This window comes from Mucilaginibacter segetis (assembly GCF_016522075.1).
In the GTDB taxonomy this organism is placed as follows: Bacteria; Bacteroidota; Bacteroidia; order Sphingobacteriales; family Sphingobacteriaceae; genus Mucilaginibacter; species Mucilaginibacter segetis.
On the sequence record NZ_JAEHFW010000003.1, the window covers coordinates 734,221 to 745,686 of the forward strand.

Genomic DNA, 11,466 nt, shown 5'->3' on the forward strand with positions numbered 1-11,466 from the left:
GGAATACAGAAGAATATATATGGAAGAAAATATACCGAACCCCGAACTATTAACAGCCCAGCTACTTGCCGCGGAAGAAATTTTAGAGGAAGAAGAGTTTCATCATTTAAATAATCCGGCAGAGGGGATAAAGCCTATTGTAAAAAAATATCTGGGGATACCAAATCATGTTGAGCAGATAGATAACAGGTTTTATTTTACCGATGGCGACGCAAATGTTGAGGTAGTGGTGGTTACAAAAACCATTATTAGGGTAAGATTGGCGCCTCACAGCGTTTTTCTCGAAGAGTTTTCTTATGCCGTGCCTGAACTACCACAGGAAGCAGTTGAATATTCATTATTTGAGGATGAAACGGAATTCAGGGTGTCAACAGAGCTTGTAAACTGCCATATACGTAAACAGGATTTTCACATATCTTTTTCGGATAATACAGGCCACGTTACCAGTACAGATGCCACCCCTATGCACTGGGAAGAAAATGTAAAGTTTGGTGGTTATTATGTTTTTTGTACCAAGGAGTGCCATAATGAAGAAAGCTTCTTCGGACTTGGTGATAAGGCGACTGATTTTAACCTGAGGGGTAAACGACTTAAAAACTGGAATACGGATGCTTATTCGTTTAACTGGAATCAGGATCCTTTATACCGGTCTATTCCGTTTTACATCAGTGTAAATGAAGGAATCGCTCACGGAATATTTTTCGATAATACCTTTAAAGCCCACTTTGACTTTGGCGCCGAAGATGCTACCAAAACCAGTTTTTGGGCTGATGGCGGCGAACTGCAATATTATTATATACACGGTCCGCATATGATGGATGTGGTAAAAAACTACCATATATTAACCGGTAAGCATCCAATGCCTCCCCGCTGGGCTTTAGGTTATCACCAATGCCGGTGGAGTTATTATCCGGAAAATAAGGTCAGGGTAATAGCCAACGGTTTCAGACAGAATAAAATTCCATGCGATGGCATTTACCTCGATATTGATTACATGGATGGTTATCGGTGTTTTACCTGGAACCGTAAGTATTTCCCTGATCCTAAGAAAATGATCAGTGATCTGGCTGCAAATGGTTTTAAAACGGTAGTTATTATTGATCCGGGTATACGGGTTGATGATAATTATGCAGTATTTAAAGAGGGTAAAGAAAACAGGTATTTTTGCCGCCGCTGTGATGATTACTTTATGGAAGGCCATGTATGGCCTGGTCGATGCCAGTTTCCGGACTTTACCAACCCCGAGGTGCGTAACTGGTGGGGTAACCTGTTCGATGAATTAGTTGACTATGGTGTAGCAGGAGTGTGGAATGATATGAATGAGCCTGCTGTATTTGGTTCCGGCACTTTCCCGGATGATGTAAGGCATCAATATGATGGTTATCGCGGGTCGCATCGTAAGGCACATAATGTATACGGCATGCAAATGGTGCGCGCTACTTATGAGGGTTTGCGAAAACAAATGAAAAACAAGCGGCCGTTTACCATTACACGTGCCGGGTATGCAGGAGTGCAGCGTTACTCTTCTGTTTGGACGGGTGATAACGTGGCATCATGGGAACATTTACGTTTAGGAAATATCCAATTACAGCGCCTGTCTATATCCGGTATATCATTCTGCGGTACAGATATAGGCGGCTTTAGCGGTGAACCTGATGGGGAGTTATTTACGCGCTGGATACAGTTAGGCAGCTTTTCGCCATTTATGCGCGCGCACTCCGCAGGTGACACTAAAGAACGCGAACCCTGGAGCTTTGGCGAGCCTTTTACATCCATTAACCGTAAGTTTATTGAATTACGCTATCGTTTAATTCCTTATTTGTATTCGGCATTTTGGGAACATTATCGCTATGGTTTCCCTATATTAAGGCCACTGGTAATGCACGAACAGAGCGAAATGGCTAATCATTTCCGCCAGGATGAGTTTACGTTTGGAGATAAAATATTAGTTTGCCCTGTGTTAAACCCCGGTCAGCAGTCGCGTAACGTGTATTTACCAAAAGGTAAGTGGTACGATTTCTGGACGCTGGAAATGGTAGACGGCGGAAGGGAATTAGCTGTGCAAACCCCGCTTGATATTATGCCGATATTTGTTAAAGCCGGGTCTGTTATCCCTGAGTATCCGGTAATGCAGTATACAGGTGAAAAAGATATTGAAGAAGTAAAGCTAAATATATATTACAGCGACTCAGATGTCAGGTCATTCCTGTTTGAAGATTATGGAGAAACTTTTGCATATGAGCAGGATATATATCTCGAGAAGAAATTTTTGGTAAATGGAACCGCCGACAGCTTAACCATACAGCAAAGTATGGAGGGGCTGTACACACCAAGATATGAAGGCTATCATCTGAAATTAAATGGTTTGCCTTTTAAGCCTGCAAAAATTATTGCAGATGGCACAGAGGTAAAAGATATAGTATTCAACAAAGACAAAACTTATGAGTTCAAATTCAGGAAGAACTTTAAGAAAATAGAAATATTTAGGTAGAAAAATGGCAGTTTAACACTGCCATTTTAGTTTAGTATAAACAACTGGTGATGAAGTATGTTCTTTAATTATATATTTGATTCACCAGGAGAGTAACCAACTCCGTACCAATTAACCCAAGCTCTGAAAAAGCTATCTGATTATGGCAAAGCAAACTAAAAAAACCGAGGCTGAATTAAAGCCAGAAAAAATACAAAAAACTAAAGCCGCTTCGCCAGCTAAAGAGAAAGTTACGGACAAAAAAACTCCTGCAGTTAAAAAAGCAGTTGCAAAAAAGTCAGCACCGAAAACCGTAAAAAGCAATGATGTTAATCAAATAAACGCAGTTGAACCATATAGCCGTTTCTCTGATTTTGATATCGGCCTTTTTAAAGCCGGTAAACATTATAAGTTGTACGAAAAGCTGGGCTCGCACGTGGTGGAGCATAAGGGAATAGTTGGAACTTACTTTTCGGTATGGGCGCCAAATGCACAATATGTTTCGGTTATAGGCAATTTTAATGGCTGGAATCGTGGCTCGCATCCGTTAAACTATCGTTGGGATGCATCTGGCATTTGGGAAGGTTTTATCCCTAATGTAGGAGTAGGTGAAACTTATAAATATTTTATTAATTCCTCTACAGGCGAAGATCTGGAAAAAAGTGATCCCTTTGCATTACGATGGGAATTGCCGCCGCACACCGCATCAATTGTTGCTGATACCTATTATGAATGGGACGATAAGGAGTGGATGGCGCAACGTTACAAGCATACAGGTTTAGATAAACCTTATTCAGTGTATGAAATGCACATAGGTTCATGGGCAAGGGGATTGGAAAGCCCTGATCAATTTTTAACCTACCGTGATCTTGCCGAAAAGTTGGTGCCTTATATAAAGGAAATGGGATTTACCCACGTAGAGTTTATGCCTTTAATGGAGCATCCTTATTATCCGAGTTGGGGTTACCAGATCACCGGCTTTTTTGCGGCATCATCACGGTATGGTACACCGCAGGATCTGATGTATCTGATAGAGCAGTTGCACAAAGAGGGGATAGGTGTTATACTGGATTGGGTGCCTTCGCATTTCCCCGGAGATGTGCATGGTTTATACAATTTTGACGGTACCCATTTATACGAGCATGCTGATGTACGTAAGGGATTTCATCCCGACTGGAAATCTTTTATATTCAATTACGACCGTAACGAGGTGCGTGCTTTTCTGATAAGTAATGCCCTGTTCTGGTTGGATAGGTATCATATAGACGGCTTACGAGTTGACGCGGTTGCTTCTATGCTTTATCTGGATTATTCGCGTAATGAGGGTGAATGGGAGCCTAATATTTATGGCGGAAATGAAAATTTGGAGGCTATATCTTTCTTAAAAGAATTTAATACAACCGTTTACAGCAATTTTCCAGATGTGCAAACCATAGCCGAGGAATCTACTTCATTTACCGGGGTAAGCCGGCCGGTTTATACAGGTGGCTTAGGTTTTGGTATGAAATGGATGATGGGGTGGATGCACGATACTATTGGCTATTTTCAGCATGATCCTATTCATCGTAAATATCATCAAAACCAGCTTACATTTAGTATGGTTTATGCATTTACAGAAAACTTTATGCTGCCTTTTTCGCATGATGAGGTGGTATATGGTAAAGGATCTATGTTAGGAAAAATGCCGGGAGATGATTGGCAGCGTTTTGCTAATCTGCGTTTGTTGTATGGCTTTATGTTTACTCATCCGGGCACCAAATTATTATTTATGGGGAGTGAGTTTGGGCAGAGTGCCGAGTGGAATTTTCAGCATTCGTTAGACTGGCACTTATTACAGTATGACAGCCATCAGGGGATAAAGGAGACGGTAAAAGCATTAAATAAACTTTACCGGTCTGAGCCCGCCTTATATGAGAAGGGATTTGACTGGACAGGATTTGAATGGATAGATGCCGGCAATTTTGATGATTCTGTGATAGTTTACGTCCGCAAAGGAATTGACAGGGAAAATGATCTGATAGTAGTTTTGAATATGACCCCGGTTATTCATGAGGGGTATCGTATAGGTGTAACTGAAAAAGGCTTATGGAAAGAAATTTTTAATTCCGACGAGCATCAATATTGGGGGAGTGGTTTAATTAATTTTGAGCCCATAGAAGCAGAAGCTGAAGCATGGCACGGCAGAGAATACTCCATGAATGTTACCACCCCGCCGTTGGGTGTAGCCATATTTAAAAGGATTGGAGAAGACGAAGACTAATAAATCACATTAATAACAGTTGAATGAGTGGTAAATTTTTTTATTTGTATTTAGTTGGTGGTACTGTAGCTTTAGGCCTTTTACTGTACACTTTAGCTAATAATTATCCTAAAGTAAATACTGGCGGAGCGTTATTTTATATTATACCCACTTTGGCACTTTATTACATGGCCTATAAAACATGGCATGTTAAAAATGATGGGGAATTAATGTGATCAATAAATTATTAAATATAAACAGCAAAGCCCTCAAAAAACGAGGGCTTTGCTGTTTATACGAATTGTTAAACTTAGTGTTTGCCAACTTCCTGAATAAGATCGATCAGTTTGTTAGAATAACCCCACTCGTTATCGTACCATGATACTACTTTAACAAAGTTGTCATTTAATGATATACCGGCTTTGGCATCAAATATTGATGTACGTGGATCGCCTTTAAAATCTTCAGATACCACATCATCTTCAGTATAACCTAAAATACCTTTCAGGTCACCTTCTGAGGCTTCTTTCATTGCAGCTTTCACATCTTCGTAAGAAGCCGGTGTTTTAAGGCGAACGGTAAGGTCAACAACCGAAACATCAGGCACCGGTACACGGAAAGACATGCCGGTTAATTTACCTTTTAACTCCGGAAGAACCAGCCCTACTGCCTTGGCAGCACCTGTTGATGATGGGATGATGTTCTGGTACGCTCCGCGGCCGCCTCTCCAGTCTTTAGCCGATGGGCCGTCAACCGTTTTTTGAGTAGCTGTTACCGCATGAATAGTGCTCATCAAACCTTCCTCGATACCAAATTTATCATTTAAAACCTTAGCTATAGGAGCAAGGCAGTTCGTTGTACATGATGCGTTTGATACGATAGTTTGATCTGCCGTAAGTTTTTTATGATTTACACCCATAACAAATGTAGGGGTGTCATCCTTAGCAGGTGCGCTCATTACTACTTTTTTTGCACCGGCGTCTATATGTTTTTGTGCTGTTTCTTTGGTTAAGAATAATCCGGTTGATTCGATGATCACCTCGGCACCAACCTCGCTCCATTTAAGGTTTGCCGGATCTTTTTCAGCAGTTACTCTTATGGTTTTACCATTAACTACCAGGTGGCCGCCTTCTACAGTAACTGTTCCTTTGAAAGGACCATGAGTTGAATCGTATTTAAGCATGTAAGCCATATAATCTGGCTCAACAAGATCATTAATACCAACAACTTCAATGCCCTCACGTTCAATTGCAGCTCTGAAAGCTAAACGGCCGATACGGCCGAAGCCGTTAATTCCTATTTTCATAATTTTTCTAATTTTTATTTGAATAATACGTCAATAAATTGTTTATAGGTTCTTTAATAATAGTTGCTATTTTAATTTCGGTGCCTGTGGCAGCTTCGTACAGGTATTCCTGAAAGTTTGATGATACCGACCCTGCGAAATGAACAGCTGCTCCGGGGTGCTCTTTGTGCAAAGGTAACAAATAGGTATGTATTAGCTTAGTGAAACCCTTTTTTATGATATTACGCAGATAATCGTCGTTTTTGTTGTCTACATAAAATTCACTGAATGAGCTTAAATACAAAGCAGGTTGCTTTTGCCTGTAAACTTTTTCTAAAAGCGTTTTTCTGTCAATGTCGTAACGGTCAATAAATTTTTTACGGATATTTTGCGGAAGCGTTTCGTTCATGTAAGCCTTAATCAATTGCCTGCCAAGCCAGTTGCCTGATCCCTCATCGGCTAATATATAACCGAGGCCATAGTTGTTTGGTTTTATTTTTTTGCCGTCGTACCATGCTGCATTTGAACCGCTGCCACAAATGCTCACAATATCCGGTGAGTTACGGCAACATGCAATAGCAGCGGCTACAATATCATGCTCTACGCTGATGCGGGCAAATTTAAAGAAAGCCGAAAACGCGTTATAAACTACCTTTTTTAGTTCATCAGATGATGCCCCCGCTCCAAAAAAGTAAATACGTTTTATCTCTTCGGCGTGATGTATCAGGTTGATATTTTTATTAAGCAGGTGTATAATGTGCTTTTCATCGTTAAAATATGGATTAATTCCATTGGTTTTGAACGATGCAATAGTACGGTCTTTACCAGCCAGCCGCCATTCAGCATTGTTTGATCCGCTATATACAACCGCTATCATTTATATAGATAGTATTTCCGACATCTCCATCAAATCCTCTTCCAATTTAAACTGATGCTGGTTCAAAGCTTCCTCTAAGCCTGTTAATTTAATATGGTTAGCCTCCAGGCCAACCATTTTTTGCGTTTCGCCTTTTATAAGGGCATTTACAGCGGCATAACCTAACCTGCTGCCCAATATCCGGTCAAATGCCGACGGGCTTCCTCCACGTTGCAGGTGCCCTAAAATAGTCACCTTAACATCGTAGAATTTAATTTCATTACGCACCGCTTCGGCAAGTTCATAAGCGCCGCCTGTTTTATCGCCTTCAGCTACAATAACAATACTTGATGATTTTTTATTGAATTGACCGGCTTTAAGATTTTCTATCAAATTATCTATGGCGGTAGCTCTTTCGGGCAGAAGGATAGCTTCAGCGCCGCAGGATATTCCGGCCCTGAGGGCGATAGCACCTGAGTCACGACCCATTACCTCTATAAAGAAAAGTCTGTCATGAGCATCTGCCGTATCCCTTATTTTATCAATAGCTTCAATTACCGTATTAGTGGCAGTATCAAACCCAAGGGTATATGTTGAGCCGTAAAGATCATTGTCTATTGTACCCGGCACACCTATTACTGATATATCCGGAAACTTTCTTGAAAAACGCAACGCACCGGTAAAAGTACCATCACCACCAATTACTACCAGGCCATCAATACCGTGTTCTTTAAGATGTTTATAGGCAATCTCCATCCCTTCATCTGATTTGAAAGGAATACATCTGGCAGTTTTTAATATAGTTCCGCCTAAATTAAGAATATTACTTACAGACCGTGTGGTCATGTCGTACATATTGTTATCAATAAGCCCCTGGTATCCTTGTCTTATACCTACAACCTGCAAATTATGATATATGCCGGTTCTTACTACCGCCCTAATACAGGGATTCATGCCGGGTGCGTCACCACCAGAAGTAAGAACAGCTATTTTTGAAATTTTACGCATCTTTACACAAGTAATTTAAAAACCACGAATATAGCGTGTCTAAATTACACCATTAAATTTATTTATTTATTTTTAGATTAAGAATTAACGCTATATATTTAAACAATTAACCTAAATACATCAACTATTGGAAGTAAAGTTACCTACATTTGATTCAGTATTCTCTATTGACTGTGTAATTTTTGGTTTTGACGCCGGGGAATTAAAGATATTACTCATTGAACGTAATGAGGAGCCTTTTAAAGACTGGCTTGCATTGCCCGGTTATATTGTTGAGCAGGACGAGAGTATTGATGATGCCGCGGAGCGTATTCTATATGAACTTACCGGCCTTCGCGATTTGCATATGCAGCAATTTCATACCTTTGGGGAGGTTAACCGCCACCCACAGGGGCGTGTAATTACTGTGGCTTATTATGCGCTTATACGTATCAATGGGCAAAAGGAGGTAAAACCTGTAACACAGTATGCCAAAAAAGCTTTTTGGCATTCAGTGAATGATTTGCCTAAACTTGCATTTGACCATAGCGAAATTTTTAATACCGGATTTAATAAAATACGCCGCAGGCTGAATTATCAGCCTATAGCTTTTGAACTGCTGCCGGAGAAATTCACTTTAACCCAATTGCAATCATTATATGAAGCTATCCTGAATAAAAAGCTGGATAAACGGAACTTCCGAAAAAAAATGCTTAGCTACGGTTTTTTAAAGGAGCTTGATGAAAAGCAAAAAGGCGTATCATACCGGGCCGCTAAATTATATAAGTTTGACCGACGGAAGTACGCGAAGATATTTCAGAATGAAATGAACTTGGTGCAATAGTTTATTGCATGTATATCCATAAAAAAACCGAATCAAATTTTTGATTCGGTTTTTTGTTTATAATTGGTTTGTTATAACTGGCTTGGTGCCAATTCTAAATGGTATTTTACTAAATTATCTATTGGTGAACGTATAATGTTACCTACTGTCATACCGTTCTCAGTAACTACTTCTTCCAATACATTACGGAAGTTATAGCCTACAGAACCGATACAGTTAAAGGTATATTTCTGATAATCGGGGTAGTGTGTAACCAGGTTACGGAAAAAATCCTCAAATGAGGTTCTTACCAGTTTCCTGGAGTATTCAATATTTACAATATTATCATAAACAAATTTGCTAAAACTGGCGCAAAACCTGTTGGCGCGTGGCTCAGTGTAAACTTTCTCGTTTACGTCGTCAGGGGTAAGTTTGTAGGTTTCCCAAAAATTCTTCCGAACGGCTTCGGGCATATATCCTCTTAAATAATCAACCAATAACTTTTTGCCTATATAGCAACCACTGCCTTCGTCGCCAAGTATATAAGCGCCGGAATCAATATTATTCACTACGTTACGGCCATCATAAATACAGGTGTTAGTGCCGGTACCTAATATAGCAGCAAAGCCTTCGTTATTGCCTAACAGCGCACGTGCGGCAGCAAGCAGATCATGACCAATATATATTTTCGATTTGGAAAACACATCCTGCATGGCCACTTCAACAATCTTGCGCATCTCAGGGGTTGAGCAGCCCGCACCGTAATAATTAACTTCGGTAATCTTATCTTTTTCGAGATCGGTTGGTAAACTATTGTTTAATGATTGAATAATATAATCTGTTCCGGAGAAATAAGGGTTGTAACCTTCAGTGTTAAAGTACACCTTTTTACCTTCTTCAGTAACCAGGCACCAATTTGTTTTGGTTGAGCCACCGTCAGCAATAATGATCATAGAATATGTTTTAAAGAAAAAAATTAGGTTAAAAGTATGATTAACTTATTGTAAAAAAAACACCTGAAACTTTTAAAGCTTTTTTTTATAAAAAATACAGCACAAAGCGTTTTTTTATGCGAAAAGCAAAATATTTAAAACGTTTTAATAAAAACTTTTAAGTAAATAAACAACTGTGTTTTTAACATGTAAACCCCGAGTATATGACGCCAGCTGTTATTTAAAACTTGTAATAATACACAATACTTAACAATTATTAAAAGTATGTGTTTAACTGATATAAAGTGTTCACAACGTTAATTATTCTTTTACAATTATGCAGTTGTTGTTTCGGGCATAAATTCGCATATTTGCACCGCGAAAAATGCTAAGGTTCCATAGCTCAGCTGGATAGAGCAACTGCCTTCTAAGCAGTAGGTCTCAGGTTCGAATCCTGATGGAATCACTCAAAACTTCAAAGTCCCTTTGTGAACTTATTGTTTACAAAGGGACTTTTTGCATTTACTGTAAACCTGTATTATGATAATCGGCCTATAATTAGAAAAAAAATTTTCCTGATTATCTTTTTTGATGGCCGCTGAAAAAGCCTTTAAAAGATTAAAGAGGATTAACCGAATCAAGGGATAGAATACCCTTAAATAGGAAAACGGAAGCCTGTTCTTGCGAATGTGACTTCCGTTTCCTGACCCCATGAACAGCCATAGCCGCTCAGGAGCAACAAGTTTTGTGTAGTTTTAACCGACCTGATCTCTTCTTTGTTATTGCAAACACTCCTGTATCATTATTACCACTAATGCCGGTATATCATTGTATTACTCTTGCGGACTTTGTCTGTCTCCTTGCGGATATAACTACATCAAATCGTTTATACTCTTAAAACTTTCTTCATCCTTGCGGATGCAGGAAAGTAATCGTTTATACGAAATTTGGTGTTGTCAATACCCCGAGGGGAAGTCGACTCTGTCGTTATTCGTGCAACGTTGATAACTCTTTATTCGTGGTGAATGCCGAATACCATATTTGCTAACGCCGATTGCTTCAAGGTCATTATTTATTTCGCCGTTCTCCATAGAGTATTGCGATCAAATAATACCTTTATAACTATTTTCTCTTCAGATTTGCTTTCGCCAATCTTTCTGTTCTTATAGTTCAGGTACTTCCCTGATCTTTAGTTCCCCCGAAGGCTCACCCGAGTTCAGTTTCTGTATCCTGTAAGGCTGTCAAAGTACGTCGTTCTTGTTGATTACAATATAGGAAGATAATGAATATCGCGTCAAGGATATTTTATATCTTTTTATTAACAGCTTATTAACATTTAACAACACATTATTAACATGAATAACTGTTGATTATTAGCGGATTAATAGTGTTAATTAAGGTTTTTGCACAGTTTATGTTGTCAACAATAATTAAAAAATTCAGCATTTTATGTTAGATTAAAATGCTTAAAATATCACAAGTCAATCTGTTTTTTATGAAAATTGAATATGTAAAGCATATACTTAGTTATAAATTTGATGGTATATTGTATTAAATATTCAATCTTTTAAATAAGTAGTATGTACAATAAGGATATGTGCACACATCTGCAAGCCATTACCGAGGTTAAGTTAAGCGACGATTTTGTATGCGAGGAATGTATTAAGCAAAATGAAAGGTGGGTACATTTACGCACTTGTCAAACTTGCGGTGTTACTTTATGTTGTGATGACTCGCCTAACAGGCATATGACCAAACATTTTCATTCCAGCCAGCATCCGGTTATTGCATCCGCCCAACCCGGGGAACGGTGGCTATGGTGTTATCCAGATGAACAATTTACAGAATATTGATTATAGAAAAAAGCCCCGACT

9 protein-coding genes and 1 tRNA gene are annotated in these 11,466 nt (G+C 39.2%); 6 read left to right on the forward strand and 4 right to left on the reverse strand.

The features are described from left to right. Positions 1 to 19: 19 nt before the first annotated feature. The 3 genes from I5M19_RS17020 (at position 20) to I5M19_RS17030 (ending at position 4,945) form a co-directional block, all read left to right on the forward strand. Positions 20 to 2,491, forward strand: coding sequence for a glycoside hydrolase family 31 protein (locus I5M19_RS17020; protein ID WP_200067558.1), 2,472 nt, complete (start codon positions 20 to 22; stop codon positions 2,489 to 2,491). Positions 2,492 to 2,633: 142 nt separating this feature from the next. Next, positions 2,634 to 4,730 carry a 1,4-alpha-glucan branching protein GlgB gene (gene glgB / locus I5M19_RS17025; RefSeq protein WP_200067559.1) on the forward strand — a complete coding sequence of 699 codons (2,097 nt, stop codon included), beginning with the start codon at positions 2,634 to 2,636 and terminating at the stop codon, positions 4,728 to 4,730. A 23-nt stretch (positions 4,731 to 4,753) separates the two neighbouring features. Next, on the forward strand, positions 4,754 to 4,945 hold the full coding sequence (locus I5M19_RS17030; protein WP_200067560.1) for a hypothetical protein: 192 nt from the start codon (positions 4,754 to 4,756) through the stop codon (positions 4,943 to 4,945). Between the two features lie 74 nt (positions 4,946 to 5,019). Here the strand turns inward: I5M19_RS17030 and gap are convergent, their stop codons facing one another. Genes gap through pfkA form a run of 3 tightly spaced genes read right to left on the reverse strand, consistent with a single transcriptional unit; the run spans position 5,020 to position 7,858 of the window. Beyond that, positions 5,020 to 6,015 carry a type I glyceraldehyde-3-phosphate dehydrogenase gene (gene gap, locus I5M19_RS17035; RefSeq protein WP_214653075.1) on the reverse strand — a complete coding sequence of 332 codons (996 nt, stop codon included), beginning with the start codon at positions 6,013 to 6,015 and terminating at the stop codon, positions 5,020 to 5,022. A 7-nt stretch (positions 6,016 to 6,022) separates the two neighbouring features. Further along, entirely contained in the window at positions 6,023 to 6,871 is an 849-nt protein-coding gene (locus I5M19_RS17040; RefSeq protein ID WP_200067561.1) for a hypothetical protein, read from the reverse strand. Continuing rightward, complete coding sequence (gene pfkA, locus I5M19_RS17045; RefSeq protein WP_200067562.1) at positions 6,872 to 7,858, reverse strand: 6-phosphofructokinase; 987 nt, start codon at positions 7,856 to 7,858, stop codon at positions 6,872 to 6,874. A 127-nt stretch (positions 7,859 to 7,985) separates the two neighbouring features. Here pfkA and I5M19_RS17050 point away from each other — a divergent pair, with 127 nt between their 5' ends. Further along, positions 7,986 to 8,681, forward strand: coding sequence for an NUDIX hydrolase (locus I5M19_RS17050; RefSeq protein WP_200067563.1), 696 nt, complete (start codon positions 7,986 to 7,988; stop codon positions 8,679 to 8,681). Between the two features lie 71 nt (positions 8,682 to 8,752). On the opposite strand, the gene I5M19_RS17055 is transcribed toward I5M19_RS17050, so the two are convergent. Then, positions 8,753 to 9,613 carry an N-acetylglucosamine kinase gene (locus tag I5M19_RS17055; protein WP_200067564.1) on the reverse strand — a complete coding sequence of 287 codons (861 nt, stop codon included), beginning with the start codon at positions 9,611 to 9,613 and terminating at the stop codon, positions 8,753 to 8,755. Positions 9,614 to 9,984: 371 nt separating this feature from the next. Between I5M19_RS17055 and I5M19_RS17060 the strand changes: the two genes are divergently transcribed. Together I5M19_RS17060 and I5M19_RS17065 are read left to right on the forward strand one after the other, a co-directional pair. Continuing rightward, positions 9,985 to 10,058, forward strand: a tRNA-Arg gene (locus I5M19_RS17060). Between the two features lie 1,114 nt (positions 10,059 to 11,172). Further along, complete coding sequence (locus I5M19_RS17065) at positions 11,173 to 11,445, forward strand: UBP-type zinc finger domain-containing protein (protein ID WP_200067565.1); 273 nt, start codon at positions 11,173 to 11,175, stop codon at positions 11,443 to 11,445. Positions 11,446 to 11,466 lie beyond the last annotated feature (21 nt).